The sequence below is a fragment of the Streptomyces sp. NPDC102274 genome (assembly GCF_044766385.1).
Classification (GTDB): domain Bacteria; phylum Actinomycetota; class Actinomycetes; order Streptomycetales; family Streptomycetaceae; genus Streptomyces.
The window spans coordinates 42399-69183 of the sequence record NZ_JBIWLW010000012.1 but is presented as its reverse complement, the minus strand read 5'-3'; the positions used below and the strand labels follow the sequence as shown (position 1 = coordinate 69183).

General features: G+C 69.6%; 20 protein-coding genes and 2 pseudogenes. 17 read left to right on the top strand and 5 right to left on the bottom strand.

Features of this window, described 5'->3' with window-relative positions:
* Window positions 1-183: 183 nt before the first annotated feature.
* A complete protein-coding gene (locus tag ACIRQP_RS18440; RefSeq protein WP_403890803.1) occupies window positions 184-960 on the top strand; it encodes a TetR/AcrR family transcriptional regulator C-terminal domain-containing protein in 777 nt (258 codons plus the stop codon).
* A 72-nt stretch (window positions 961-1032) separates the two neighbouring features.
* Here ACIRQP_RS18440 and ACIRQP_RS18435 read toward each other — a convergent pair whose 3' ends face one another.
* The 4 genes and pseudogenes from ACIRQP_RS18435 to ACIRQP_RS18420 all read right to left on the bottom strand — a co-directional run.
* Complete coding sequence (locus ACIRQP_RS18435) at window positions 1033-2514, bottom strand: multicopper oxidase family protein (RefSeq protein ID WP_403890801.1); 1482 nt, start codon at window positions 2512-2514, stop codon at window positions 1033-1035.
* A gap of 1325 nt (window positions 2515-3839) precedes the next feature.
* Window positions 3840-5051 carry a cysteine desulfurase family protein gene (locus tag ACIRQP_RS18430; protein WP_403890798.1) on the bottom strand — a complete coding sequence of 404 codons (1212 nt, stop codon included), beginning with the start codon at window positions 5049-5051 and terminating at the stop codon, window positions 3840-3842.
* Window positions 5052-5426: 375 nt separating this feature from the next.
* On the bottom strand, window positions 5427-5627 hold the full coding sequence (locus tag ACIRQP_RS18425) for a hypothetical protein (RefSeq protein ID WP_403890795.1): 201 nt from the start codon (window positions 5625-5627) through the stop codon (window positions 5427-5429).
* Window positions 5628-5633: 6 nt separating this feature from the next.
* Window positions 5634-5954 (bottom strand): annotated as a pseudogene (locus tag ACIRQP_RS18420) (TetR-like C-terminal domain-containing protein); the annotation flags it as partial.
* Here ACIRQP_RS18420 and ACIRQP_RS18415 point away from each other — a divergent pair.
* Both ACIRQP_RS18415 and ACIRQP_RS18410 read left to right on the top strand, forming a co-directional pair.
* Window positions 5952-6295, top strand: a pseudogene (locus tag ACIRQP_RS18415) (MMPL family transporter); the annotation flags it as partial. The pseudogenes ACIRQP_RS18420 and ACIRQP_RS18415 sit on opposite strands and share 3 nt — an antisense overlap.
* Window positions 6296-6759: 464 nt before the next feature.
* Window positions 6760-7902, top strand: coding sequence for a phosphatidylinositol-specific phospholipase C1-like protein (locus ACIRQP_RS18410; RefSeq protein WP_403890792.1), 1143 nt, complete (start codon window positions 6760-6762; stop codon window positions 7900-7902).
* A 219-nt stretch (window positions 7903-8121) separates the two neighbouring features.
* Here ACIRQP_RS18410 and ACIRQP_RS18405 read toward each other — a convergent pair whose 3' ends face one another.
* The gene (locus ACIRQP_RS18405; protein WP_403891200.1) at window positions 8122-9060 is read right to left on the bottom strand and encodes a MerR family transcriptional regulator; all 939 of its coding nucleotides are present in this window, start codon (window positions 9058-9060) and stop codon (window positions 8122-8124) included.
* A gap of 346 nt (window positions 9061-9406) precedes the next feature.
* Between ACIRQP_RS18405 and ACIRQP_RS18400 the strand changes: the two genes are divergently transcribed.
* The 14 genes from ACIRQP_RS18400 (at window position 9407) to ACIRQP_RS18335 (ending at window position 26740) form a co-directional block, all read left to right on the top strand.
* The gene (locus ACIRQP_RS18400) at window positions 9407-9970 is read left to right on the top strand and encodes a dihydrofolate reductase family protein (RefSeq protein ID WP_403891197.1); all 564 of its coding nucleotides are present in this window, start codon (window positions 9407-9409) and stop codon (window positions 9968-9970) included.
* Window positions 9971-10466: 496 nt separating this feature from the next.
* Window positions 10467-10874 carry a YciI family protein gene (locus ACIRQP_RS18395; RefSeq protein ID WP_403890789.1) on the top strand — a complete coding sequence of 136 codons (408 nt, stop codon included), beginning with the start codon at window positions 10467-10469 and terminating at the stop codon, window positions 10872-10874.
* A gap of 7 nt (window positions 10875-10881) precedes the next feature.
* A complete protein-coding gene (locus tag ACIRQP_RS18390) occupies window positions 10882-12027 on the top strand; it encodes an RNA polymerase sigma factor (protein ID WP_403890786.1) in 1146 nt (381 codons plus the stop codon).
* 333 nt (window positions 12028-12360) lie between these two features.
* Window positions 12361-13104, top strand: coding sequence for a TetR/AcrR family transcriptional regulator (locus ACIRQP_RS18385; protein ID WP_403890783.1), 744 nt, complete (start codon window positions 12361-12363; stop codon window positions 13102-13104).
* Window positions 13091-15556, top strand: a complete 2466-nt coding sequence (locus tag ACIRQP_RS18380; RefSeq protein WP_403890780.1) for a SpoIIE family protein phosphatase — start codon at window positions 13091-13093, stop codon at window positions 15554-15556. The genes ACIRQP_RS18385 and ACIRQP_RS18380 overlap by 14 nt, the downstream gene beginning before the upstream one ends.
* Window positions 15557-16085: 529 nt before the next feature.
* Window positions 16086-17078, top strand: a complete 993-nt coding sequence (locus tag ACIRQP_RS18375) for a substrate-binding domain-containing protein (RefSeq protein ID WP_403890778.1) — start codon at window positions 16086-16088, stop codon at window positions 17076-17078.
* Window positions 17079-17146: 68 nt separating this feature from the next.
* Complete coding sequence (locus tag ACIRQP_RS18370; protein ID WP_403890775.1) at window positions 17147-18208, top strand: galactitol-1-phosphate 5-dehydrogenase; 1062 nt, start codon at window positions 17147-17149, stop codon at window positions 18206-18208.
* Between the two features lie 25 nt (window positions 18209-18233).
* The gene (locus ACIRQP_RS18365) at window positions 18234-19745 is read left to right on the top strand and encodes a ribulokinase (protein WP_403890772.1); all 1512 of its coding nucleotides are present in this window, start codon (window positions 18234-18236) and stop codon (window positions 19743-19745) included.
* An 82-nt stretch (window positions 19746-19827) separates the two neighbouring features.
* Entirely contained in the window at window positions 19828-20793 is a 966-nt protein-coding gene (locus ACIRQP_RS18360) for a sugar-binding transcriptional regulator (protein ID WP_403890770.1), read from the top strand.
* A gap of 35 nt (window positions 20794-20828) precedes the next feature.
* Window positions 20829-22370, top strand: coding sequence for a sugar ABC transporter ATP-binding protein (locus ACIRQP_RS18355; RefSeq protein ID WP_403890767.1), 1542 nt, complete (start codon window positions 20829-20831; stop codon window positions 22368-22370).
* Entirely contained in the window at window positions 22367-23386 is a 1020-nt protein-coding gene (locus ACIRQP_RS18350; RefSeq protein WP_403890764.1) for an ABC transporter permease, read from the top strand. The genes ACIRQP_RS18355 and ACIRQP_RS18350 overlap by 4 nt, the downstream gene beginning before the upstream one ends.
* Window positions 23379-24356 (top strand): deoxyribose-phosphate aldolase, encoded by a 978-nt coding sequence (deoC, locus tag ACIRQP_RS18345; RefSeq protein WP_403890762.1) that lies wholly within the window; start codon window positions 23379-23381, stop codon window positions 24354-24356. Before ACIRQP_RS18350 ends, deoC begins: the two co-directional genes overlap by 8 nt.
* Window positions 24357-24372: 16 nt before the next feature.
* A complete protein-coding gene (locus ACIRQP_RS18340) occupies window positions 24373-25833 on the top strand; it encodes an aldehyde dehydrogenase family protein (RefSeq protein ID WP_403890759.1) in 1461 nt (486 codons plus the stop codon).
* The gene (locus ACIRQP_RS18335) at window positions 25826-26740 is read left to right on the top strand and encodes an aldehyde dehydrogenase family protein (RefSeq protein WP_403890757.1); all 915 of its coding nucleotides are present in this window, start codon (window positions 25826-25828) and stop codon (window positions 26738-26740) included. Before ACIRQP_RS18340 ends, ACIRQP_RS18335 begins: the two co-directional genes overlap by 8 nt.
* The last annotated feature ends 45 nt before the right edge of the window (window positions 26741-26785 follow it).

Sequence of the window (26785 nt, the reverse complement as noted above, 5' to 3'; positions counted from 1 at the left end):
CCGTGGGGGATGGAACCTCGGGGCGGTTGGGGACCGGTCGCCCATGGGCTTGCGGCGGTTCCAAAAGACTTGCGATGCAAGTCTTTTCGTTCGGGATCGCGACGCTAGACTTGCGCCGCAAGTGATGTCAAGTACATGGCGAGATGCTTATGGCCGGAAGCTCAGGATGTGGGAGGACGACGGATGACGGTTCGAGGCACCGGCCGGGGCAGACGCCTTGGTTTGACGCGGGACAAGGTGATCGCCGCGGCCGTTACGATGATCGACCGTGACGGACCCGACTCCTTTTCCCTGAGGAAGCTGGCCGCCGAACTCGACATCGAGAACATGTCGCTGTACAGCCATGTGCCCAACAAGGACGCCCTGCTGGACGGTGTGGCCGAGGTACTGCTCGCCCGGATCGAATTCCCCCGCACCGACACCGACAGCGGCACCGCCATCGGTAGCGGCACCAACACCGGCACCGGCACCTGGCAGGACCGGATCCGGGCGCATGCCGCCGCGTTCCGTGCCGCCGCCAAGCGCCACCCCAAGGCATTCCCCCTGGTGCTCACCAGGCCGACCCAGTCGCCGGCAGCCCTCGAAGCCATCGGCTCAACCCTGGCCACCGTCACCGAACTCGGCCTCTCCCCCGAGGAGATGGTCCACGTACTGCGCAGCTACACCGCCTTCATCGTCGGCACGCTCATGCGCGAGCTGGGCTACGCCCTCCACCTGGGCACCACGGATCCGGACCGGATCCAGCAGCGTGTCGACGACATCACGAGCACGGGCGACCCTCTGCTCGCCGACGTCGCGCCCTACCTCGCCACGAGCGATCACGACGTCGAATTCCACTACGGCCTGGAGCTTTTGATCGCCGGACTGGCGGCGCGGACCGGCGTGCCGTACGACGGCGGCCCTTCAAAGCCCCGCCCGACGTCCGGCCTCGGCGGAGACTCCGCCGAGGCCGCGTCCTGAATCGGAGCCGATTTGTACGGCGTCCGCCACACAGTGGCCGCCCGGCACTGATCGCGCCCGGTGAAGCCGACGTCAAGAGCAGCGCAGCAGGATCATGAAGCCGTAGTCCATGTGGAGTTGCTGATGGCAGTGGAACAGGGAGAGTCCGGGCTGATCGGCGGTGAAGTCGAAGTCGAGGCTCTGGTAGCCGCCGAGCATGACGACGTCCTTTTGCAGGCCGTGTGTGGGGGTGCCGGCGATGTGGGTGACTTCGAAGGTGTGGCGGTGCAGGTGGATGGGGTGGATGTCGTCGCTGGCGTTGCGGAACCTCAGCCGGTACCGCCTGCCGCGGTCGATGTCCAGGACCGGCTTGTCGGTGTCCATGGAGAAGGGGACGCCGTTGAGGGGCCAGACGTTGAACCCTTTGTCGGCGGCGTTGCGTTTCTCCACCAGCAGGTCGATCACATGGTCGGGCCGCTGGGCGGGGGCACCGGGATGGGCGAAGGAGCGGTAGTCCCAGGTGAATGCGGCGGGTGCGGTCCATCGCGGGGAGCCGGTACGGCCGGCGTACTCGACCACGGTGCCCATACCTGCCTTCCGGTCGTCGTCGGCCAGGTCGCCCAGCACCCACACACCCGGATGGTTCATCTCCACCAGAGCCGAGACACGTTCGGCGGTGCCGATCCACAGCACTGGCACATTGGCGGGGCGGGGTACCGGGTTGCCGTCGAACGCGACCACTTTGAAGGTGTGACCGGGCAGAGCAAGGCTGCGGGTTTCGGTGGCGCTGGCGTTGAGAACGTGGAACAGCACGCGCTGCCCGGCCTTGACCTGGATCGGCCGGCCGTGGCCCAGCTTGCGGCCGTTGACGCTGAACGCGCGGTAGCCGACCTCGTAGCCGTGCGGCATCCCCCGGGCCAGCGACTCGGCCATGGCCTTCTCGCCCCTGCGCTTCAGGGCCGGCACCGGGGAGCCGGCCAGGAAGTTCTGGGCCATGTCCCCGCCGTGGCTGAGGGAGGGCTCGAACTCCTTCAGCGTCAGGAACACTTCCTGGTCGAATGCCCCGGGGTTGGCTCTCGGCTCGATGTAGACCGGGCCTACCTGACCGGTGTACGTGCTCCGGGTCAGGTCACCATGGGCTGCCACATGGGTGTGGTAGAAGCGGAATCCGGCCGGTCCGGGGGTGAACGACAGGCGCCGCATCCCGTGCGCGGGGATGAACGGGGTGCCTTCCTCGGAAGCGCCGTCCACCTCGGCGGGAATCCGCTGGCCGTGCCAGTGCAACAGCTCCGGGATGCCGGTGTCGTTGTGGACGTCGACCACGACCGGGCGGCCTTCGGTGAACCGCAGCAGCGGACCGGGGAACTGTCCGTTGTACGTCGTGGTCGAGATGACCGTGTCCGGTGCGAGCTCGACACGTCCGGTCGCGATCCGCACCGTGTAATCCGCCTTTCCTGTGGGACCGGGCGTGCCGGGCGACGCCGGGGAGTCGCAGGCAGCGACCGCACTGGCGCCGCACCCTGCCAGCAGGGCCACGCCACCCAGTTTGAGGACATCGCGACGAGCGATCGGCACGGTCTGCTCCTTTCCACCGCTTCCTGGGGCAGCCCCGTCCGGTTCAGGTCGGTGGCATATTCACCAGAGTTTCGCTGTATATGGCGAAATCAGAACGCCGGGCATCAAAGTAGCCCGATAGCGGACCGCACGCAGCGTGGAGGCGACGCTCGACCTGAGCGCCTTCGTCCAGTCAGCGGGATTCATGGGGCAGATCAGCGGCGCGCAGGGCATGTCCGAACGCGACCGCGTGGAACTGGAGCGCGTTGCCCAGGAGCTCCACGCCGAAGCGACCTCGCCGAACCCCGAGTCGGGCCGCACGCGGCAGTTCGCCATCCAGGTCAAGGACAAGTTGCCGGAAGCCGGGAACACCGTCGCCGCCAGGATGGGCGCCCCGATGGCAGAACAGGCACTCGGAACGCTCATCCGACAGCACCGGCTGTTCAACACCAAGTACCGGGGGAGCCATGACATCCCCGGGCCCGGCGCTTGGAGTCGCACCGTTCAACGACGCCGCCATGTTGTCTCACGCGGGCACCCGCTGTGGTGTGGTCTGTGCCCTGAGCCCACGACCGCGGGAACGACCACAGTGCCCGCCCCGGGCGGTTCACGGGACGGGAGTGTGAACCGGCCGCTTGCGCGGCGCGTGGCAACCGTGGGCGCGGAGGAAGACCGAACAGCCCCGGCCCGTCCGCGTGGCTCCTCCTCCGCCGCGGCGGAGGTATCGGCACCCCATGGTGCGGTCTGAGGACGTCGGACTCATATGGCCGATTCGTCAGCAGCCGGTGATCGCCGTTGACCTGCGGGAGCTGCTACGGGTGTGGTCCCCCGGCGCGCGCGGCGGATAGGCGTGTGGTGCGCTGAGCGGGAGTGATCCCTGTCGCCGAACGCCTGCCGCTCGTACGTCTCGACGAGTCGGTGGGCGGCGTTCGGTATCCGCAGTTGGGAGCCGACCGTGGACCTGTCGCGTAGAGAGTTCGACTGCCTGGTCCTGGGCGCCGGTGTCGCCGCTGCCCGGCTGGGTGCCGGGGCCGGCTCGGAGGCCCCGCCTGCCAAGTATGTCGACGCGGTGCCGAGGCTTCGAAGGATCCGGTTCGGCTGCTGCCGGTGATCGCCCCCCGGGCCGGCGGGGAGATCTGCGTCTGCGACCCACCACCCGCGACCTCATTCAAGATCTCCCAAGCGTGATCACCGTCACCAACCTCCATGGACAGAGCAGCTAGGACGTGTCTTCGAAGTCCCGCCTGCCCGGCGGCGGCCGGCGCGCAGGGCCTCTCGTTTGGATCATGCCGGGCTCGCGAGTCCTTGCACCGTGCCTCGCCGCGTTGTCGATCACGGGGTAACCGTCAGCGGGGACCGTGGGCTTCGGCCAGTGCGGAGCGAACTTGCTTCACAGCACGTACGGCGGCCTGTGCCGCGTGTCCGATCTCGGCGTCCGTGGTCGCGTAGCCCAGCGAGAAGCGAATCGTGCTGTCGGCGTCTTCCTGGGACAGCCCCATCGCCAGGAGCACATGACTCGGCATCGGGGCGCCGGACGCACACGCGCTGCCCCCCGAGGCCGCCACCTCGGGCATGGCCGCCAGGACCGCGTCCGCCGGCACACTCGGGAAGATGACGCTCGTCACGCCAGGCAGGCGCTGATCGTGTCGGCCGTTGATACGACAGTCGGGCAGGGCGCTGGTCAACAGGTATTCGAGACGGTCGCGCAGGGAGGCAATCCGCTCGGCCTCCTCGCCGAGCCCGCGGCGCGCGGACTCGGCAGCGGCCCCCATGCCGACAATCCCTGCCACATTCAGCGTGCCCGCGCGCCAGCCCCGCTCCTGACCGCCCCCCACAAGGAGCGGCCGGTGCGACAGCGGCGCCCCGCGCCGTACATACAGGGCACCGACTCCCTGTGGGCCGCCGAACTTGTGGGCGGACAACGACACGAGGTCGACGTCGAGTTCAGCGACATCCGCGGGGAGGCGGCCGATGATCTGCGTGGCGTCCGTATGAACGAGTACGCCGGCCTCACGGACCGCCTTTGCCGCGACGTGGAGGTCGGTGAGGACGCCGGTTTCGTTGTTCGCGGCCATCAGGGAGACCACACCCCCATGGCGTCCCGCGAAGACCTGATCCAGGGCGCCGAGATCCACCAGGCCGTCGGTTCCGACAGGCAGCAGCACAAGATCCTCGGGCTGCTCAGCGGTGACGGTGCGAGCCGTCTCCAGCACAGCAGGATGCTCAACAGGGGTCGTCACCAAGGGATTTCCGGCGGTGTAGGCCGCGTGCAGAGCCAGGTTGTTTGCCTCGGTCGCCCCGGACGTGAAGATGATCTCGCCGGGCGAGCAGTTGAGAAGGCCGGCCAGCTGCCGACGGGCAATGTCGACCCGATGTGCCGCCTGCCGTCCCGGTCGATGCGTGCTTGAGGCGTTTCCCACCGACAGCATGGCCTCGATGACGGCTGCGGCAGCCTCGGGCCGGATCGGCGCGGTGGCGTTGTAGTCAAGGTAGGGCGTATCCGACCCATGCGGCCCGTTCATCATCTGCCACCCCGCCTCTCTCGTGTCGCGCACCATTGCACTGCTGGTGGGAAGCTCGCCCCGGGTTCCACCAGGAGCTCGGGGGTGATCCTAGCCACGGGGCAAGATCAACCGTTTCAATCGATCGTCCGCGGGGTGTCGCACCACCCCGTCAACGGGTATCCAGCCACCAGGCGTGGCGGTCCCGTGAAAGGTCGTCTGCGTCGGTCAGCTCCGCCAGGCACGGGGGCGGCCGGTGCCGCGGGCCGTGAGTGTGGCGTGGGTGACGCCGAAGCCGCGGTCAGCGGCTCGCCCCAGCCTCCGGCCCCGTAGGGACAGATCCGTGACGGTCCCGCCCCGGTCGCCTTCTCCGGCTTCCCGCACCGACCTGTACGACGAAGACGACGAGAAGAGCGATGAGTCCGCCACGCGTCATGGCACATGGCACCAGACTCGCCCACGCCGTGAATCGGGGCCGGACTCCCACTGCTCGCCGTGGACGCGGGTCTCGCCATCGGGCCACCGCTCCCGCTCGGCGATCGCGAGCACCTTGTCGACGCGGTCGGTGGTTTTCTCGAACTCGGCGTCAAGGACCTCGTAGTGACCGGACCGATACCGCGGGTCCTTCGGCAACACACTTCAGTCGGCCGACGGCAGCCCGCTCGCGCGTACGGGTATCCGGCGGTGGACGTCCTCAAGCAGGTTCCGCATCGCCATGCGGAAGATCTCGGCCTGGTGGTCACCGATGAAAGAGGTGTGCCCGAACACCTCCAGGACGACGAGGCCGTGCATGTGCCCCCACGCGCCCAGGAGGAGAGCGGTCGCGGGGGGCGGCAGGGCTCCCGGACCGTCCGGTGACAAGTGCCCAAGATGTGCCCGGAGCGGGGACGAGAGCGCGTGGGTGTCGGCCGCGGCGAGTTGGGCCGCGGTGAACCCGCCGAACAGTTCGCGCTGGAAGAGACCGCCGTGTCCGACGGCCTCGGCCACACCGGACGCATCGTCACCACGGCGGCCTGCCTGCTCGCGGTGAGTTTCTTCGCCTTCGGCACTGCCAAGATCAGCTTCATGCAGATGTTCGGCCTGGGCAGCGGACTGGCGATCCTCATCGACGCCGTCGCCGTACGCGGCGTACTCGTCCCCGCCGCCATGCGCCTGCTCGGCCGCTCCGCGTGGTACGCGCCTCGCGTCCTGCGAAATTCCACGAGCGGTTCGGCCTCAGCGAAGGCGGCCACGAGCGCGCTGCCGTCCCGGGGGCCGCGACAGCAACGTCGCCGTACGTGAAGGACGCGACGGAAGTCTGACCACGCGAGAACGCGCGCCACTGTGTGCCCACCTCCACCACACCGGAGGTGGGCACGGTCACGGCCAACCATCGAGAAGTATCCGGGGACCAGGTCGGGTTGGGGCAGATACCCCGAGGCGGGCACTGTGAACCCCGGGCAGATCTTCGTCGCCGCTGGAAGGGCCCCGGACTCCGTATCTCCTGGTACGGGGAGTCCGGTCCGTGTCCAAGCGCGGCGACGGCACGCTGTCCGTAGACACCGAATCGGCCCCCTTCGCAGAGGCGCTCCCGGACGGCGTGGTCGTCTTCGATGACGAGAGCCTATGGGGGTCGACTGTCCAGCGGGGGAGGCAACCTTCCGGGACGACCAAGATTCACTTTCGAGACGGTTGATCAGCCGGCTGACGATACAACAGGTCCACCCGGGTTTCCCAACGTGGACGGTGGTCGTACCCACCCCCCCCTTGGCCGTAAAGGAACCGCATGTCTCTCCCCCGCTGGCTGGCCGTCGCCGCCGCTCTCACCGGACTTGCAACGCTGGCGGCTTCGACGGGTTCGTCGCAGGCAGCCGCGAACAAGGGCGGCACACGCATCAACGAAATCCAGGTGGTGGCCACACACAACAGTTACCACCGTGAACTCTCCGGCGCTGAACAGCGTGCCCAGTTGGAGGTGGACCCCGGAGCGAACCCGAACCTGTACTACTCGCATGCGCCGCTGACCGAGCAGCTGGACGAGCAGGAGGTCCGCTCAGTCGAACTCGACGTCGTGCCCGATCCGAAGGGCGGCCTGTACAACTGGCCGCTGGTCCGCAAGAACGCGGGCCTTCCTCCACTCGCGGACCCGGCCTGGGGGGAACCCGGCACGAAGGTCTTCCACATGGTCGACGCCGACTACAACACCACCTGCGTCCAGTTGACCGAGTGCCTGAAGCAGATTCGTGGCTGGTCGCAGAACAACCCCGGACATGTCCCGCTGCTGGTGATGCTGGAATTCAAGGCCAGCGAAGACCGCTTCGAACGCCTCGGCGGCGTCGAAAGCCCCCCGTGGGAGGAGTCGACCTTCCGGACGCTCGAGCACGAGATCCGCTCGGTCTTCGACGGCAACCAGCTGATCACTCCCGACGACGTTCGCCGGCCCGGATTGACTCTCGAGCAGTCTGTTCTGCAGCGCGGTTGGCCCACAGTGGCTCAGTCGACCGGCAAGGTGATGTTCGCGATGGACAACACCAACGAGGTGCGCACCTCCTACCTGGCCGGCCACCCGAACCTCGAGGGCCGCGTGCTGTTCACCGACTCCGCACCGGGCACCCCCTCGGCCGCGTTCATGAAGCGCAACGACCCGAGCGGCGCGAACGCGGCGGAGATCGCGGATCTGGTCAAACGCGGGTACATCGTACGGACCCGTTCCGACGTGCCGATGAGCACCGTGCTCAGCCGCGACACGACCATGCGTGAGTTGGCGCTGGACAGCGGCGCCCAGATCGTCTCCACTGACTTCCCGGCGGCCGGCATGTCCGCTCGCTACGATCGGGACTTCTTCGTCTCACTGCCCGGCCCGGACGCCGCCCGCTGCAACCCGGTGTCCGCGCCGAAGGGCTGCCGCGACGACAAGCTGGAGCACTGAGCTTCGCCAAAATCACAGCCCTGCACGGAATGTGTGGCTGGTCCCCTCACTGATAGACACACATTCCGTGCAGGGCCACAGCCCGAGTGCGCAGTGACTCCTACCGCGTCGCCCCCGGGCCCCCGCCGAAGAGCGGACAGAGGCCAACTGGCAGCCCCGGCCCGCTTGCTCGGCGATCCGTCATCCCTGCGGCAGAGGTGTCCGGGGCTGGGCGGTGTTCTATCGGCTCAGCTGAGTGCGCAGGGCGGTGATGAACCAACCGAAGACCGGCGCGAGAGCAGGCGGCACCGGCCAGCCGTTGATGGTCGACAGAAGCTGCCAGTAGCGCTCCGCCCTGGGGTCCGCGCCGGTCTCCAACCGGGTGACGAGCCGGCGTCGCAGGTCGGCATCGTCGGTGCGGCCGAAAGTCTCGGCATAGAGAACGGTGAGGGAGTCGACAACGGGCGCCGCCAGGTCGGACGTCGGCTCGATTCCTGCCGCGAGAGCTTCCTCGACCTGCTCACGCACCGCTGTGGTCAGATCATGATGCAGGCCGGTTGTGTCGCCCTGCGCCCGCTCCGCGGCCTGGAATTCAGCCATCCTTCGGACAGCGGACCCGAAGTCCGCGTCCTGGCAGAGTTCTCCGAGTTCGACCCACGCCTCGACCTGTTCGGGAGCCGGATCGTCGGGGAGTTGCGGCATGGCCGAACGCATCATGGCCACGAACTCCGGGTTGGCGTCAAGACCGCCGAAGGCGTCGTCGATGAAGTCGTTCACCAGTCGCTGTCGTTCGCGGTCGGAGAGCTTGGCGAGTCTGTGCATGAGATCCAACTCCTCAGGTGTAGGGCCACGCTTGGCTACCGCTCTCAGTACCGCTCGCCGCAGACGGAGGGTACGAATCTGCACGTCCAAGGCATCGGCGTGCGTCGAAGCCACTTCGGGTACGGAGGCTTCTCGGTCGAGGACTTTCCTGATGGCGGAAAGGTCCAGCCCGAGGTCGCGCAGGGTACGCACGAGATCGAGACGTGTGACGGCGTCGATGTCGTAGAGCCGGTAGCCGGCCGGGCTTCGGTCGGTCGGCGGCACGATTCCCGCGTCGGAGTAGAACCGAATGGTCTTCACTGTCAGCCCGGTTCGCCGGGCAAGGTCACCAATCGCGTAGAGCGCGTCGCCGTTCATGTTGTCCACTTTGCTGTCTCCCCCTACGGGAGACTCAAGCGGTCAGGTCCTGTCCGGTCTATCTTCGTGGATCAGCCTGCGGCGTCTGGTGCGGGGGATACCCCCGTGCCGTGGCCCACGAAGACCGGCCGGGCAGGACCTGAGCCCTTCGGCCGACCGAACCCGGCCTTCGGGATCCCGATAGAGATTCGCTGTGTTTGACATGTGGCTATGCTGCCGGGCGTCGGCCGACCGCGAGCAGGTGTGAGCTCGGCGGCGAGTTCGGGGTAGGGCTCGGCCTTGCGGGCAGCCGCGAGGGCGGTCGAAGAGGTCTGTCATCACTAACGACTTGCTGGTGGGAGCAGGAATGCTGATCTACTCGGTGATCGCGTCGCTCGACGGCTACACGGCCGATTCCGAGGGGGAGTTCGGCTGGGCCGAGCCGGACGAGGAGGTGCACGCCTTCGTCAACGACCTCGAGCGGGGGACCGGGACGTATCTGTACGGGCGCCGGATGTACGAGGTCATGCGCTACTGGGAGACTGCTTCCGTTGACGGGCAGTCGTCCGCGGCGCGGGACTATGCCGGGATATGGCGCTCCGCGGACAAGGTCGTCTATTCGAGCACTCTGCGGGCCGCGCCCAGTGCGCGGACGCGGATCGAGCGGCGATTCGACCCCGAGGACGTTCGGGCGCTGAAGGAGCGCGGGAACGTCAGTGTGGGCGGTCCGACGCTCGCCGGCCAGGCGATGCGGGCCGGCCTGGTGGATGAATGCCACCTGTTCGTCACGCCCATCGTCGTGGGCGGTGGCACACGGGTCTTCCCGGAAGGGGTCCGTGCCAGGCTCGATATGGCCGAGGAGCGCCGCTTCGCCAGTGGCGTGGTGTACCTGCGCTACCGGGTTCAGGGGTCGGGCACGGTATCGGCATAGTCGCTTCTGTTGTGATCTGCGTCTTATAGGGGCAGGACGCTTGCCGTGCGGGTTCAGTCACGGGTGATGGTCTGCAGGGCCCGGCCAATCGGCTCTTCGTAGATCAGCCTGGGGCGGCTCGTTCGGCTGAAGGGGGATGTGGTCGACGGACGCCGGTGCGGGGCACGTGCCATTTGTGGCGAGCAGGGTCCGGATCCTGTCGTTGGTGAAGTCGGGTTCGTGAGGCGCTCGACACAGGTGAGCAGGGTGCGGGGGATCCGGTAGGGCGGGTTGTCCTTCTCCTGATTCAGTTGCTCGGTCGCTGCTGATCCTGGAAGGCCTCGCTCGGTCTCGCCCTCGTGCCACGCCCTGGACCCGGGCACCGCGAGACGGCTCATCCAGGCTCATCTACGAGAGCCAAAAAAGTTCGGACGGCGATGTCGAGAACTCGTGACCGGCTCCGTCCCCGCGATGAACGCGACCACAATGGGTCGCACCAGCACCGAGGAGAAACACGATGGCCAAGTACCTGCTGCTCAAGCACTACCGCGGCGCCCCGGCTTCGGTCAACGATGCGCCCATGGACCAGTGGACGCCGGAGGAGATCTCGGCCCACGTGCAGTACATGAACGATTTCGCGGCCCGGCTCGAGGGGACAGGCGAGTTCGTCGGCAGTCAGGCGCTCGCCCCTGAGGGGACGTTCGTCCGGTACGACGGCGAGGGGCGCCCGCCGGTCACCGACGGCCCATTCGCCGAGACCAAGGACCTCATCGCCGGCTGGATGGTGATCGACGTCGACAGCTACGAGCGCGCTATCGAGCTGGCCGGGGAACTGTCGGCCGCCCCCGGGGCGGGCGGGGCGCCGATCCACGAGTGGCTGGAGGTGCGCCCGTTCCTGGCCGCGCCCCACACCATCACGGAGTGACCCCGAGGTGAACGAGGTCCTGCTCCGGAGCCTCACGCCGAGCGTGCTCGGGATCCTCGTCCGCCGCGGAGCCGACTTCGCGGCGGACGAGGACGCCGTCCAGGACGCGCTGGTCGAGGCGGTCCGCGTCTGGCCGCCCGATCCGCCGCGGGACCCGAAGGGCTGGCTGGTCACCGTGGCCTGGCGCCGGTTCCTCGACGCGGCCCGGGCGGACACCGCCCGCCGCCGGCGTGAGGACCTCGTCAACGAGGAGCCGGCGCCCGGACCCGCGCCCGCGGTGGACGACACGCTCCAGCTCTACTTCCTGTGCGCCCACCCGTCGCTGACGCCGTCGTCCGCGGTCGCGCTCACGCTGCGCGCCGTCGGCGGGCTGACCACCCGCCAGATCGCCCAGGCCTACCTGGTGCCCGAGGCGACCATGGCACAGCGCATCAGCCGGGCCAAGCGCACCGTCTCCGGCGTGCGGTTCGACCGGGCCGGCGACGTCACCACCGTGCTGCGCGTCCTCTACTTGGTCTTCAACGAGGGCTACTCCGGCGACGTCGACCTCGCCGCCGAGGCCATCCGGCTCACCCGGCAGCTCGCGGCCGCGATCGACCACCCCGAGGTGGCGGGGCTGCTCGCCCTCATGCTGCTCCACCACGCCCGGCGCGCCGCCCGGACCGCGCCCGACGGCTGCCTGGTGCCGCTCGCCGAGCAGGACCGCGGACGGTGGGACACCGAGTTGATCGCCGAGGGAGTCGAGATCCTGCAGGCGGCCCTCGCCCGCGACCGGCTGGGCGAGTTCCAGGCCCAGGCCGCCATCGCGGCACTCCACGCTGACGCGCTCACCGCCGAGGAGACCGACTGGGTGCAGATCGTCGAGTGGTACGACGAGTTCGCGCGCCTGACCGACAGCCCGGTCGTCCGGCTCAACCGGGCGGTGGCCGTCCGCCAGGCCGGCGGACCGCGCGCCGGCCTGGCGGCGCTCATGGCGCTGGACGGCTCGCTGCCCCGCCACGCCGCGGTGGCGGCGTACCTTCACGAGCGCGACGGCGACCTGGCGACGGCGGCACGGCTGTACGCCGAGGCGGCCCAGAAGGCACCCAACCTCGCCGAGCGCGACCACCTGACGCGTCAGGCCGCGCGGCTCAACGCCCGCGGTTGTCGCTGACGGGCCGCGCTCGGATGTGCCCGTAGCACGTGGTGCTTTTGAAGGCCTCTTCCAGGATCCCGGCCATGCGGGACATCAGGTCGTCGCCGAGGTGATCGAGGTCGCGTCGATGCGGCAGGCTGCGCCGACCGCGTGACGCAGCAGGCAAAAACGTCACTGCCGCTGGTCACCCCTGGCTCGTGGAGACGGGCGCTTTCACTGCCGCCATCGGCGGTACTGGACTGCGCGGCCTCCCTGAAAGCCGCGAATGTTACCAGACTCTCACAAATCTCGAAAATCATATCAATGAGATCGGAAATATGGTAATAGTGATGAATTATGCAGAACCGAAGCATGCGTACTCGGGAACGGGTGCTGGGCGCCGCAGCGGATCTCTTGACAAGCGAGGGCCGCGCGGCTGTCTCCACGCGGGCGGTGAGCGCCGCGGCCGGGATTCAGCCACCGACGCTGTATCGGCTGTTCGGTGACAAGGAGGGCTTGCTCAACGCGCTCGCGGCCTACGGGTTCCGGCAGTACCTCATCGAGAAGCGGGCCCTGGAAGAAACCGACGATCCCATCACCGACCTGCGCCGCTCGTGGAACCTGCATGTGGAGTTCGGACTTTCGCGGCCGGGCTTCTACGTGCTGATGTTCGGCGAAGGGCGTTACCGAGGGGACGTTCCCGCGGGGTTGGAGACCCAGGCGATCCTGCGCCGGAACCTCGCCCGGGTGGCGGTCGCCGGCCGGCTCCGCATGAGTGTGGAGCGCGCGACTCGGCTCATGCACGCCAGTGGCCTCGGTGCCGTGCTGTCACTGATCGCGACTCCGTCTCCTGAGCGGGATCTCGACCTGTCGACGGTCGCCCGCGAACACGTACTGCGAGCGATCTCGACCGTAGGTCAGTGTGAGCGGGAGGCGGTGACGGACATCGCCGGCCGAGCCGTGGCCCTGCGCGAGGCGTTGCGCGACGGCGACACCACCGCGGTGACGCGTGCCGAGCGCGCGCTGCTGTCGGATTGGCTCGATCGCATCGCCGATACAGGTCCCGCCGTCCGGGACGCACCCCACAGGAGGGATGGCCACGATGGCCACAGGTGAGGACATGGCGCCGAACGCTGGAAGCGGGGCGGGGCAGACGAGCGGCGCCGCCGTGGCGATCGTCGATGCGATAGGGACGGTGGTCGGGTGGAGTCAGGTCGCTGAGCGGCTTGTCGGCTTCTCGGCCGCAGACGCGGTCGGCCGCTCCGCCACGGAGGTGCTGGCAGCCCCGGAGGACATCATGAAGGCATCGGCGTGCGCGGAGCAGGGCCGTACCGAGTGCGACTGGTCCGGCGTCGTCGGGCTCCGCCATCGCGATGGCAGCCGCCTGGATGTGACCCTCCGGGCCTGCCCGCTGGCGGGGCAGGGCGGGCGGACCCATTGGCTCGTCTCCGCGACCGGCATGAGCGGGACCTCCTCCTGGCCGGTGGACGGGACGGGAATGGAGTCGCTTCTGTCCAGCGCCCCGATCGGCATCGCCGTCCGCGATCCGGAGCTGCGCTGCACTTGGGTGAACGACGCCCTGGCACTTCAGGACGGCCTCACCCGCGAAGAACGGCTCGGGCGGCGACTGACAGAGGTGCTGCCGGGAAGCGAGGCCGAAAAGGTCGAGGCGGTGATGCGGCAGGTCCTGGAGAGCGGCACCCCGATAGTCGACCACGCGTACCGGGTGTGTCTGCCGGATGGACTGGACAGAACGGACCCACGCCGGGGGAACTCGTTCTCGACCTCCTACTTCCGCCTCGAAGACGCTCAGGGCCACACTCTGGGCGTGTGCGTCATGAGCGTCGATGTGACGGACAGACAGCGGGCGCGGGAGCGTCTGGCTTTCCTCAGTGAGGCCAGCACGCGGATCGGCAGCACGTTGGACGTGATGCGGACCGGGCAGGAACTCGCCGACTTCGCCGTGCCGCGCATCGCGGAATACGTCACCGTCGACCTGGCGGAGTCGGTATCGCTGGGCGAGGAGTCCCTGGCCAGGCTCGGCGCGACGAACGGACTTGTATCGTCCTTCCGCCGAGCCGGCGTCGCCTCGATCCACGAGGGGGCTCCGGAGTCCCACTGGTCGCGGGGGGAGCAAGCCTTCGTTCCCGCGCCCTCGCCCTTCACCCATGTCCTGACCTCGGGCAGATCCCACCTGGAACCGGTGCTGGACGTCCGCAGTGCGTGGCTCGGTCAGGATCCGTGGCGGTCGGAGACGATCCGCAAGTACGGGATGCATTCCCTGATGGTCGTGCCGATCCACGCGCGCGGGGCGGTGCTCGGGGTGGCGGCCTTCATGCGCATGGACGACCCGGCCCCATTCGAGGCGGACGATCTGCTCTTCGCCGAGGAGCTCGTCAGTCGCGCCGCGCTGGCACTGGACAACGCCCGCAGGTACGTTCGCGAACGTACCGCGGCGTTCGCACTTCAGCGCAACCTGCTCCCGCGCCGCCTCACCGGGGGGGACGCCGTAGAGGTGGCTTCCCGGTACCTTCCCGCGGACACCGAGGACGGCGTGGGAGGTGACTGGTTCGATGTGATCCCACTGTCCGGCGCCCGGGTCGCGCTCGTCGTGGGCGATGTCGTCGGGCACGGCATCAACGCCGCGGCGACCATGGGCAGGCTCCGCACGGCGGTGCATACGCTCGCGAACATGGACCTGGCCCCCGACGAGCTGTTGGCCCACCTCGACGACACGGTCGACCGCCTCGCCGAGGAAAGCACCGACCTCCAGGACGACACCGCCGTGGCTGCGGGGGCCACCTGCCTCTACGCCGTCTACGACCCGGTGACGCGGCATTGCACGATGGCACGAGCCGGGCACCCGCCACCCGCGATCATCGCGCCACAAGGCCAGGTCACCTTCCCCGACCTTCCGCCCGGCCTGCCGCTCGGTGTCGGGATGGCCTCCTTCGAAGCCGTGGAGCTGGAACTGCCCGAGGGCTGTGTGCTCGCCTTCTATACCGACGGACTGGTCGAGACCCGCGACCAGGACATCGACGCGGGGTTGTGCCGCCTGGGCGGCGCCCTGGCGGCACAACCGGACGGACCCCTGGAAGAGCTTTGCTCGGCCGTGGTCGACACCCTGCCGAGCCAAGCGCAGTTCGACGACGCCACCCTGCTCCTCGCGCGGACACGCTCTCTCGGACCGACCCAGGTCGTCTCCTGGGAGCTGCCGAACGAGCCGGTCGTCGTCGGCAGGGCCCGCGCGTTGGCCGCCGGTCAGCTGACCGAGTGGGGACTTGAGGAACTCGCGGCCACCACCGAACTCATCGTCAGCGAACTGGTCACCAACGCCATTCGATACGGTGCCGCACCGGTCACCCTCCGTTTGATCCGACACCAAGTGCTGGTCTGCGAGGTCTCCGACGCCAGCGACACCACCCCGCGCATGCGCCATGCCCGTACGACCGACGAGGGCGGCCGAGGCCTCTTCATCGTCGAGCGGGTCTCCCGACGACGAGGCACCCGGTACACGGCTGAGGGCAAGACCGTCTGGGCCGAGCAGGAGCTGAAACCCGCGGTGTGACCACGCTCGGTGGACGTTGCTGTCGGCAGGGGCCGAGCAACGGGACCGGTATGGAAGACAGGCGGAGTGCTCGCGACGGTCTACCTGGCGCGGCCGAGCTGACCTGCTGTCTCCCCAGCGTGGATCCGGTGCTGGTGATCGCCGAGGAACGGGTCCTCGACGCCGAACGACAGATGGCCCCTCAGGACGTCCCGCGGCCTTCCCGAGGTGCCGGACACACTCCTCGCCGCGCGTGTGCATCTCGGGGGATGAGCCTCGCAACGAGGAGAAGTCCTTCGCCCGCCGGCAGCAGCTGACAGGGACCGCGGTCCACGACAACTGCACGCGTCTTGCTGTCGAACTCCAGCAGGCCGGCACGCCGTCGACACGGCCCGCGCGGGCGGGCCTCCCCGCATCAACCCCTCGCATGCGGCGGATCACACCAGGTCAGTGGCGTCTCTGCGCATGAGAGCAAAAAAAACCGCATGTGTTGCCGTGAGGTTAATACGGCACCTACTGTCCCTGGCCAGGACCACATTTGGAGGCCCACATGCGTATGAAGCGCATCTTCGGGATGTTTGTCGCGACATCGGCCCTTGCGTCACTTGCCGCCTGTTCCGTCTCCACCACCCCCGGTGGCACGGAGAGCGGTGGCAAGAAGTCCACGGGCAGCCTGTCCATCGGCTTCAGCCAGGCGACCCAGCAGTCGCCCTTCTACGTCCAGCTGCGCACCGGAGCCGAGCAGGCCGCCAAGAAGGCCGGGGCCAAGCTGAACTTCGCCGACGCCGGTGACGACGTGACGAAGCAGAACAACGACATCCAGGACCTGATCACGCGCGGCGTCGATGTCCTGCTGGTCAACCCCGTCGACCCCAAGGGCGTCAAGGCGGGGCTGGCCGCGGCCAAGGCCGCCGGCATCCCGGTGGTGACCGTGGACCGCCCGGTGCCCTCGGGCGCCGTCGCGCATGTCGGCCGCGACAACAAGGAGATGGGCCGGCTCGTCGGCGCGGAGGTCGCCAAGGCACTCGGCGCCCAGGGCGGCAAGGTCATCGAGATCAAGGGCGATGCCGGCGGCGCGGTGGCCCGCGACCGCAGCGCCGGGTTCCACGAGGCCGTGGCCGCCAACAGCAAGATCAAGATCGTGCCGGGCCCCTACTGCGACTACATCCGCTCCAAGGCCGTCACCGCCATGCAGGACCTCCTCCAGACGAACCCCGACGTCAAGGCGGTCTACGCGCACAACGACGACATGGCTCTTGGCGCGCTCCAGGTACTCAAGGAGAACAACCGCACCGACGTCAGGGTCGCCGGGGTCGACGGTCTGATGGAGGCGGTCAAGTCCATCGCGTCCGACGGCCCGTACCTCGCCACCGCGCTCAACGACCCGATCTCGCTGGGTGCCACCGCCGTGACGACCGCGCTGGACGTCCAGGCCGGCAAGAAGGTCCCCGCCTCCGTCGACGCCGGAACCGGCCTGATCGACCGTGCCGACGCCGCTACCTACACCGGCTCCGGCACCTTCGCGCTCACGGGCAAGGAATGACCCCGCGCCCCATGCCACCGGCCGGATCCGACCGTGTGCCCGGCCCCACCCGAGAAAGCGATACGAACATGCCGCAGACCATGCGAGCCGCCCTGCTCCACGCCCCGGGCGACATTCGCGTCGAGGAGGTTCCCGTACCGGAACCCGCGCCCCGGGAAGCACTCGTCCGCGTCGCCGCCTGCGGAGTCTGCGGCTCGGACATCCCCCGGATGCTGCGGCCCGGCGGCGCGTACCACCTCCCGCTGATCTGCGGCCACGAGTTCTCCGGCCATGTCGTGGCGCTCGGCGCGGAACTCGCCGCCGCGGGCACGGTCAAGGAGGGCGACCTCGTCGCCGTACCGCCGCTGATCCCCTGCCGCCGCTGCGCCCCCTGCGCCCAGGGACATTTCAGCCTCTGCGAGGACTACGACTACTTCGGCAGCCGGCGTGCTGGCGCCTACGCCGAGTACGTCACCGTCCCCGAGGGCAATCTGATGGTTCTGCCCGCCGATCTCGACCCGCGCGCCGCCGCCATGCTCGACCCCGCCGCCATCGCCCTGCACGCCGTCTGGCGTACCGCATTGCGCATCGGCCACCGGGTCGCGGTCGTCGGCGCGGGACCCATCGGTCTGTTCGCCATCCAGTGGGCGCGGCTGGCCGGAGCGAGCGAGGTGCTCTCGATCGACGTGAGCGAGCAGAAGGCGGCCATGGCCCTGGAGGCCGGCGCCACCCACACCGCCGCCACGCCGGCGCGGGCCGCCGAACTCGCGGGCCCCGGGTACGACGTGATCATCGAGTCCGCCGGGGTGCCGGCCACCGCCGACCAGGCGGTCACGCTCGCCGCCCGGCACGGCCAGGCCGTCTTCATCGGCATCCCGCACGACCCGGTCGTCCTGCCCAAGTCCACCTTCAGTAACTTTCTGCGCCGCGAGATCACCCTGCACGGCGCCTGGAACTCCTTCTCCGCGCCCTTCCCCGGCGACGAGTGGCGCACCGCCGCCCGCGCCATGGGCGACGGCAGCCTCCGTTGGAAGTTCATGATCACTCACGAGCTGGGCCTCGACGACGTGTCAAGCACCCTGCACCGGCTCGGTGAGCGTTCCATGTTCAGCTCCAAGGTTCTCTTCCTGCCGAACGGAGACTGTCTGTGACCGTCCTGCCGAAGGGAGTCCGCCCATGACCGCGCTCCTTGCCATCGATCTGGGGACCGAGAGTGCCCGCGTCGCCGTCTACAGCGCCGGGGGAGAGGCGCTCGGCCTCAGCCAGAGCGGCTATCCGACCTCCTTCCCGGACCCCGGCCGGGCCGAGCAGGACCCCGAGGACTGGTGGCGCGCCGTGGTGACCGCCACCCGCGCCGCGCTCGCCGAGGCGGGCTCGCCCCCGGTGGCCGGCGTCGCCGTCGCGACCACCGCGTCGACAGTCGCCGTACTGGACGGCGCGGGGCGGCCGCTGCGTCCCGCGCTGCTCTGGATGGACAGCCGGGCCAGCGCCGAGTCGGAGCTGACGGCCCGGTCGGACCACCCCGTGCTGCGGTACGCGGGCGGTTCCGACGCCGTCGAGTGGCTCGTGCCGAAGGCGATGTGGCTGGCCCGTCACGAGCCCGGGGTCTACCGCGTGGCCCGCCACATCACCGAGGCCGTGGACTATCTCGTGTGGCGGCTGACCGGCGAATGGACCGGTTCACGGATGAACGCCGTCTGCAAGTGGAACTACGACCCGCGCGGCGCCGGGCTGCCCGACGATCTCTATGCCGAGTTCGGTGTGCCCGATCTGCGGGACAAGCTTCCCGACCGGATCGTCCCGGTCGGCGACCCCGTCGCGCCGGTACGGGCGGCGGCCCGCGAGGAGCTCGGGATCACCGGCGGGGCCGTGGTCTGCGCCGGAGGCATCGACGCCCATCTCTCCCTGCTCGCCGTCGGCGGGGCGCGGCCGGGCCGGGTCTCGGTCGTCTCCGGTACGTCCACCGCCTTCGTCACGGAGATCGACGAACCCGTCTTCCCGCCGACCGTCTGGGGCCCCTACCCGGACGCCCTCAACACCGGGCGCTGGCTGGTCGAGGGCGGTCAGGTCACCTCGGGATCCGTACTGACGTGGGCCGGGGAGCAGCTCCTCGGCAGGCCACGCGCGGAATTGCCGGAACTGATCAAGGAGGCCACGGCGCTGGAGCCGGGGGCCCACGGGCTGACGGTCCTCGACTACTTCATGGGCAACCGCACCCCGCTGCGCGACCCCCGGTTGCGGGGCGCCGTCCTCGGACTGACCCTCGGCAGCCGGCCGGCGGAGGTCTACCGGGCAGCCGTCGAGGGCGTCGCCTACGGCACCCGGCAGGTGCTGGAGTCCTTCGTCGACGGCGGGATCCTCGTGGACGAGGTGTTCGTCTCGGGCGGCATCAGACACAACCCGCTCTGGCTGCGTACCACCGCCGATGTGCTGGGCCGTCCGCTGCGTCTGGTCAGTGAGGACAATCTGACCCTGCGGGCCTGCGCGGTCACCGCCGCCGTCGGCTCCGGCCAGGCGGCCTCGCTCACCGAGGCCGCCGCGGGGTTCGCTCCACGGGTACAGATCGTGGAACCCGACCCCACCCACCGCGATGTCCTCGAACGCGGCTACGCGGACTACCGCGCCGCCACCGAGGCCACCCGTGCGATCGCCCACCGGCTCAGCGCGCCGGACCGTCAACCGGGCTGACCCGGGCAGCTGACCGGCCGGACGAAGGACCGGCGGATCCCGGCAGCGGACGCGGATCCCGGCAACGGACAAGGAGGTCCGGATGACCAACATCGAGGACGAGGCCCTGCTCTACCAGGTCGCCTCCCTGTACTACGAGCAGAACAGGACGCAGGAGCAGATCGGGGAGGAACTGCACTTCACCCGCTGGAAGGTCGGCCGGCTGCTGGCCGACGCCCGGCAGGCCGGGATCGTACGGATCGAGGTCGTCCACCCCAAGGCCCGGATGCGCGGCCTGGAAGAACGGCTGCGGGACGTCTTCGGGCTGCGCGACGCCGTCGTGGTCGCCGCCGACCGGGGCGACGACGAGGAACGCCTGCGCGCCCGGGTCGCCGAGGCCGGGGCCGACTACCTCGCCCGGCTCCAGCCCGCGCCGAAGCAGTTGGGCGTCTCCTGGGGCCGTACGCTGGACCTGCTCGCGTCCCGGCTGAACCCGGGCTGGGCGACCGGCGTCCATGTCGTCCAGATCAACGGCGGGCTCAGCCGCTCCCGTACCCCCACCTCCGCACAGGACATGGCGGGACGGATCGCGCACCTCGCGCAGGGCACCCTCAGCGTGCTGCCCGCGCCCTCCATCGTGGAACAGGAGGCCACGCGCCGGCTCCTCGAACAGGACAGCGCGGTCGCGGACGTCCTCACCCAGGCCGCCGCGGCGGACACGGTCCTGTTCAGCCCAGGCGCCATCGGCGCCGACTCCGTCCTGGTCAGCTCCGGCTATCTGACGGCGGAGGACCTGGCGGGGCTGGCCGCCGCCGGAGCGGTCGGGGATGTCGCCGGCCGGTTCATCGACGCGCGGGGCGCGATCGTGGACCGATCGCTGGACGACCGCACCCTCGGCCTCCCGCTGGACCATCTGCGCCACAGCGCCGTATCGGTGGCCGTCGTCTCCGGCGCCGCCAAACACGCGGTGTGCGCGGCGGTGGTCTCCAGCGGACTGTGCAACACCCTCGTCACCGACCATCACACCGCGTCCCATCTGCTCAACCCGAACCAGTGCGAGGAGCGATGAGAGCGGAGAGCCCCGACATCCGGAAAGGAGGAGCCATGAGCCATCGGGACACCGAGGGCGGGACACCGCGGCTGTCCATGCGCGGCATCGTCAAGCGCTTCCCCGGAACCCTCGCCAACAACGGTGCCGAACTGATCGTGCGCGCCGGGGAGACCCACTGTCTGCTCGGTGAGAACGGCGCGGGCAAGAGCACATTGATGAAGATCCTCGCCGGCTCCTACCGGCCGGACGAGGGCGAGATCCTGCTCGACGGGGAGCCTGTCGAACTGACCAGCCCGCAGGCGGGGATGGCCGCCGGGATCGCCGTGATCTACCAGGAGCTGGATCTCGTACCGGATCTGACGGTGGCTCAGAATCTGCTGCTCGGCCATGCGCCCTCGTACGGGCCCTTCGTACGCCGCAAGGAGCGCGCCGAGCTGGCCCGCGCCGCCGTGGCCAGGGTCGGCGGGGAGTTCTCCGTACACACCCTCGTACGTGATCTGCCCATCGCGGCACAGCAGTTGACCGCCATCGCCAAGGCGCTGACCGCCGACGCGCGGGTCATCGTCATGGACGAACCCTCGGCCACCCTCGGCGAGAGCGATCTGCGCAAGGTGTTCGAGGTGATCCGCTCGCTCACCGCGCAGGGCCGCTCCGTCATCTACATCTCGCACCGGCTGGACGAGGTGATGGAGATCGGCGACCGGGCCACGGTGATGCGCGACGGCCGGTCGGTCGCCGTGCGGGAGCTGGCCACCACCACGGCCGACGAACTGGTCGGCGACATGATCGGTACGGCCGGGAAACTCACCGGAACCACCGAACGGCCCCGTCCGCAGGGGCCGCCCCTGCTGGAGATCCACTCCGTGCGCGGCCCGGGGCTGATCGATGTCGCCGGGATCGAGGTGCGGGCCGGCGAGATCGTGGGACTCGCCGGGCTCGGCGGGGCCGGCCGCACCACACTGCTCAAGGCGCTGTTCGGGGACACCGGAGCCACGGTCTCGGTCACGCTGGACGGCGCCGCCGTACGGCTGAGCAGCCCCGCCGCCGCCGTACGGGCCGGGCTGGCACTCGTACCGGAGAGCCGTAAGGAGCAGGGGCTGATGCCGGGCCTGTCGGTCGGCCGCAACGCCGCCGTCACCGCCCTCGGCCGGCGGCCCTGGCTCGCACCCCGCCGGCTGGGCCGCCGGCTGGCCGCCCCGGTGCTCAAGGATCTCGGGGTCCGCTTCTCCTCGGCGGACCAGCTGGTGGGCAAGTTGTCCGGCGGCAATCAGCAGAAGGTGGTCCTGGCCAAGTGGATCACCAAGGGCGGGATCCGGGTCCTGCTGCTCGACGAACCCACCCGCGGTCTGGACGTGGGAGCCAAGGCCGATCTCTACCGTCAGGTCCGCCAACTCGCCGATCAGGGTGTGGCCGTCCTCCTCGCCAGCAGTGAACTGGGCGAGCTGACCGCCAACGCCGACCGGATCTGGGTACTGCACGAGGGCCGCAACGTGGCCTGCTTCGACCCCCGTACCGCCGACGAGACCACCATCGCGCACACCGTCATCACCGGCGCGACACCTACCGGAGCGACACCCCCTGGAGCACCATCATGAGCACACGCACCACGGCGGCCGAGCCGAAGCAGGTCACCGACGACCGGAGTCCGGGGGCCGGATCCACCCGCATGCGCGGTGCCGACCTCGTCGTCAAATTCAATCTGGTGCTGGTCTTCCTCGCGCTGTGCGTGGTCGCGAGCCTGCTGGCGCCGGAGTTCCTGACCACTCGCAACATGTCCAACCTCCTCCAGCAGTCGGCGCTGACAGGGATCGTCGCCGTGGGGATGACCCTGGTCATCCTCACCGCCGGGATCGATCTGTCGGTGGGCAGTGTGGCCGCGTTCGGCGGGATGACCGTCGCGCTGCTGATCGACAAGGACATCAACTTCCTGCTGGCGATCGCCATCAGCCTCGCCGCCGGCGCGCTGTTCGGCGCCGTCATGGGCGGGCTGTCCGCCTATCTGTCGCTGCCCGCGTTCATGACGACGCTCGCCGGGCTGACCGCCGTGCGCGGTCTGACCTATCTGCTGACCGACGGTGAGCCGGCCGGCGGCGACCTCCCGCACACCTTCCAGCTGCTGGGCGGCGGGTTCATCGGCTACATACCGATCGTGGGCCTGATCTTCGTGGCCGTCGCCGTCGCCGCCGGGCTGGTCCTGCGCGGCACCACCTTCGGCGAGTACATCTACGCGGTCGGCAGCAACAAGGAGGCCGCGCGCCTCTCCGGTCTGCCGGTGCGCGGTGTGATCACCGCGGTCTTCGCGATCTCCGGAGCGCTCTCCGCGCTGGCCGGGGTACTGCTGACCTCGCGGCTCACCATCGGCCAGCCCACCGCGTTCAACGGTCTCGAACTCGACGCCATCGCCGCGGTCGTCCTCGGCGGCACCAATCTGTTCGGCGGGCGCGGCGGGGTGATGGGCACCTTCGTCGCCGTACTGCTGCTGTCGGTCCTGCGCAATCTCTGCAATCTGATGGGCCTCGGATCCTTTTTCCAGATGGTCGTCACCGGACTGATCCTCGTGGTCGCGCTCATCCTCAACATGCTCATAGAGAAGCGAGGCTCCCGTGCCTGACGCCGCCACCGTCCCCGTCCCATCCGCCGCGCCTGCCTTCGCCGCCGGCAACGCCGCGCTCCGCGACTTCCTCTACGGCCTGCCCGGCGTCGACGAGGCGGGGGTGCACGTCCGCGTCGCCGATCTGGCCACCCGCTCGGTCAAGACCACCGCCAAGGCGCGCGCCATCGATCTCGCGATCCGGATGGTCGACCTGACCACGCTGGAGGGCGCCGACACCCCCGGCAAGGTACGGGCCCTGGCCACGAAGGCGCAGCTGCCCGACCCCGCCGACCGGAGCGTGCCGCCGGTGGCCGCCGTCTGCGTCTACCCCGACCTCGTGCCCGTCGCCGTACACGCCCTGCGGGGCACCTCCGTCGGCGTCGCCTCCGTGGCCACCTCCTTCCCGGCGGGCCGCGCCCCGCTGGAGGTCCGGCTCCTCGACACCCGGACCGCTGTCGCCGACGGGGCCACCGAGATCGACATGGTGATCGACCGGGGAGCGTTCCTGGCCGGGGACTACCGCAAGGTGTATGAGGAGATCGTCGCCGTCAAGGAAGTCTGCGCCCGTCCCGACGGCGAGGCGGCACATCTGAAGGTCATTCTCGAAACCGGTGAGCTGGCGGGGTACGACGACGTGCGCCGCGCCTCCTGGCTCGCCATGCACGCCGGGGCCGACTTCATCAAGACCTCCACCGGCAAGGTCGCCCCCGCCGCCACGCCCGCCGTCACCCTGGTCATGCTCCAGGCGGTACGGGACTTCCGCGCCGCGACCGGCCGGCAGGTCGGCGTCAAGCCGGCCGGTGGCATCCGTACCACCAAGGACGCCCTGCGCAACCTCGTGCTGGTGAACGAGATCGCCGGGGCCGACTGGCTCGACCCGCGCTGGTTCCGTATCGGCGCCTCCAGCCTCCTCAACGACCTGCTGATGCAGCGGGCGAAGCTGACGACCGGCACGTACCCCGGTCCCGACTACTACTCCGTGGACTGAAAGGGACCAGGCACACATGTCAGAAACCACCCGCCCCGCCCCCGGCGCGCTCGTCTACGCGCCCGCACCCGAGTCGAGGGCAGCGGTCCGCCTACGGTCCGCCTACGGGCTCTTCATCGACGGCGAGTTCACCGAGCCGGGCGAAAAGACCCTGACCACCGTCAACCCCGCCGACGAGCAGCCACTCGCCGAGGTGACCGCGGCCACCGACGCGGACCTGGACCGCGCGGTCGCGGCGGCCCGGCGCGCCTTCGACGGCGTGTGGTCCCGTACCACCCCCTCGGAACGCGGCAAATACCTCTACCGGATCAGCCGGATCATCCAGGACCGCGCCCGCGAACTGGCCGTTCTGGAATCCCTCGACAACGGCAAGCCCATCAAGGAGACCCGGGACGTCGACATCCCGCTGGCCGCCGCCCACTTCTTCTACTACGCCGGCTGGGCCGACAAACTGCCCTTCGCCGTGCCGGGCTCGCCCAGCCCCCGGCCGCTCGGTGTCGCCGCCCAGGTCATCCCGTGGAACTTCCCGCTGCTGATGCTCGCCTGGAAGATAGCCCCGGCCCTCGCGACCGGGAACACCGTGGTCCTCAAGCCGGCCGAGACCACCCCGCTCACCGCCCTGGTCTTCGCGGAGATCTGCCAGGAGGCCGAACTCCCGCCGGGCGTCGTCAACATCGTCACCGGCGCGGGCGACACCGGGCGCGCCCTGGTCGCCCACCCCGGTGTGGACAAGGTGGCCTTCACCGGCTCCACCGGCATCGGCCGGGAGATCGCCCGTACCGTCGCGGGCACCGCCAAGCGCGTCACACTCGAACTCGGCGGCAAGGGCGCCAACATCGTCTACGCCGACGCCGCGCTCGACCAGGCGGTGGAAGGCATCGTCACCGGAATCTTCTTCAACCAGGGGCATGTGTGCTGTGCCGGCTCCCGGCTGCTGGTCCAGGAATCCATCGCCGAGGAGGTCCTCCACCGGCTCAAGGAGCGCGTGGCCAAGCTGCGGCTCGGCGATCCGCTGGACAAGAACACCGACATCGGCGCCGTCAACTCCGCCGCTCAGCTCGCCCGGATCCAGGACCTCGCCAGAACGGGACGCGAAGAGGGCGGCGAGGAGTGGTCACCGGCCTGTGAACTCCCCGCGCGCGGCTACTGGTTCGCCCCGACCGTCTTCACCGGCATCACCCAGGCGCACCGGATCGCCCGTGAGGAGATCTTCGGCCCCGTGCTCTCCGTGCTGACCTTCCGTACCCCCGAGGAGGCCGTCGAGAAGGCGAACAACACCCCGTACGGGCTGTCCGCCGGCATCTGGACGGAGAAGGGCAGCCGCATGCTGTGGACGGCCGGCCGGCTGCGCGCCGGGGTGATCTGGTCCAACACCTTCAACAAATTCGACCCCGCCAGCCCCTTCGGCGGCTACCGCGAGTCCGGTTACGGGCGCGAAGGCGGACGGCACGGACTGGAGGCATACCTCAATGGCTGAATCGGCCACCACCCCCGACCGGGCACCCGCGCGCGCTTCCGTACCCGTACCCGCCCGGCTGCCGGTCCACAAGACCTACAAGCTCTACGTGGGAGGCGCCTTCCCCCGTTCCGAGTCGGGCAGGAGCATCCCCGTGACCTCAGCCGACGGCGACCACCTCGGCCACGCCGCGCTGGCCTCCCGCAAGGACGCGCGGGACGCGGTCGTCGCGGCCCGCAAGGCGTTCGGGCCGTGGGCCGCCCGTACCGCGTACAACCGGGGCCAGATCCTCTACCGGATCGCCGAGATGATGGAGGGCCGCCGCGAGCACTTCGTCCAGGAGACCGTGGACGCGCGGGGCGTCGCCCGCGCGAGGGCGCGGGAGCTGGTGTCGGCCGCCATCGACCGCTGGGTCTACTACGCGGGCTGGACCGACAAGATCGCCCAGGTGCTGGGCACGGGGAACCCGGTCTCGGGTCCTTACGACAACAACTCCGCTCCCGAACCCACCGGTGTCGTCGCCGTCCTCGCCCCGCAGGACGCGCCGCTGCTCGGGCTGGTCGCGGTCCTCGCCCCGGTGATCGCCGCCGGCAACACCGCCGTGGTGGTCGCGAGCGAGCGCGCCCCGCTGCCCGCCCTCGTCCTCGCCGAGGCGCTCGCCACCTCCGACCTGCCCGGCGGAGTCGTCAACATCCTGACAGGCCGCACAGCGGACCTGGCCCCCACCCTCGCCGCGCACGCCGACGTCAACGCCATCGACCTGGCCGGGGCGGGCGACCTCGCGACAGAGCTGGAAACCGCGGCGGCGGCCACCCTCACCCGCGTACTGCGCCCGGATCCCTCTCCCGACTGGGCAGCGCTGCCGGGACTCACCCGGATCACACCGTTCCTGGAGACGAAAACGGTGTGGCAGACGGCGGGACGGTAGGGGAGAGGCCGGCAGGTTCAAGGGGCGCCGCCCGCTCTCCGGGGC

Excerpts from the sequence above, each read along its gene's own strand:
- ACIRQP_RS18440 (WP_403890803.1), top strand. The coding sequence starts at position 184 with ATGACGGTTCGAGGCACCGGCCGGGGCAGACGCCTTGGTTTGACGCGG.
- ACIRQP_RS18430 (WP_403890798.1), bottom strand. The coding sequence starts at position 5,051 with ATGGTGCGCGACACGAGAGAGGCGGGGTGGCAGATGATGAACGGGCCG.
- ACIRQP_RS18410 (WP_403890792.1), top strand. The coding sequence starts at position 6,760 with ATGTCTCTCCCCCGCTGGCTGGCCGTCGCCGCCGCTCTCACCGGACTT.
- ACIRQP_RS18405 (WP_403891200.1), bottom strand. The coding sequence starts at position 9,060 with ATGAACGGCGACGCGCTCTACGCGATTGGTGACCTTGCCCGGCGAACC.
- ACIRQP_RS18400 (WP_403891197.1), top strand. The coding sequence starts at position 9,407 with ATGCTGATCTACTCGGTGATCGCGTCGCTCGACGGCTACACGGCCGAT.
- ACIRQP_RS18395 (WP_403890789.1), top strand. The coding sequence starts at position 10,467 with ATGGCCAAGTACCTGCTGCTCAAGCACTACCGCGGCGCCCCGGCTTCG.
- ACIRQP_RS18385 (WP_403890783.1), top strand. The coding sequence starts at position 12,361 with ATGCGTACTCGGGAACGGGTGCTGGGCGCCGCAGCGGATCTCTTGACA.
- ACIRQP_RS18380 (WP_403890780.1), top strand. The coding sequence starts at position 13,091 with ATGGCCACAGGTGAGGACATGGCGCCGAACGCTGGAAGCGGGGCGGGG.
- ACIRQP_RS18375 (WP_403890778.1), top strand. The coding sequence starts at position 16,086 with ATGCGTATGAAGCGCATCTTCGGGATGTTTGTCGCGACATCGGCCCTT.
- ACIRQP_RS18370 (WP_403890775.1), top strand. The coding sequence starts at position 17,147 with ATGCCGCAGACCATGCGAGCCGCCCTGCTCCACGCCCCGGGCGACATT.
- ACIRQP_RS18365 (WP_403890772.1), top strand. The coding sequence starts at position 18,234 with ATGACCGCGCTCCTTGCCATCGATCTGGGGACCGAGAGTGCCCGCGTC.
- ACIRQP_RS18360 (WP_403890770.1), top strand. The coding sequence starts at position 19,828 with ATGACCAACATCGAGGACGAGGCCCTGCTCTACCAGGTCGCCTCCCTG.
- ACIRQP_RS18355 (WP_403890767.1), top strand. The coding sequence starts at position 20,829 with ATGAGCCATCGGGACACCGAGGGCGGGACACCGCGGCTGTCCATGCGC.
- ACIRQP_RS18350 (WP_403890764.1), top strand. The coding sequence starts at position 22,367 with ATGAGCACACGCACCACGGCGGCCGAGCCGAAGCAGGTCACCGACGAC.
- ACIRQP_RS18340 (WP_403890759.1), top strand. The coding sequence starts at position 24,373 with ATGTCAGAAACCACCCGCCCCGCCCCCGGCGCGCTCGTCTACGCGCCC.
- ACIRQP_RS18335 (WP_403890757.1), top strand. The coding sequence starts at position 25,826 with ATGGCTGAATCGGCCACCACCCCCGACCGGGCACCCGCGCGCGCTTCC.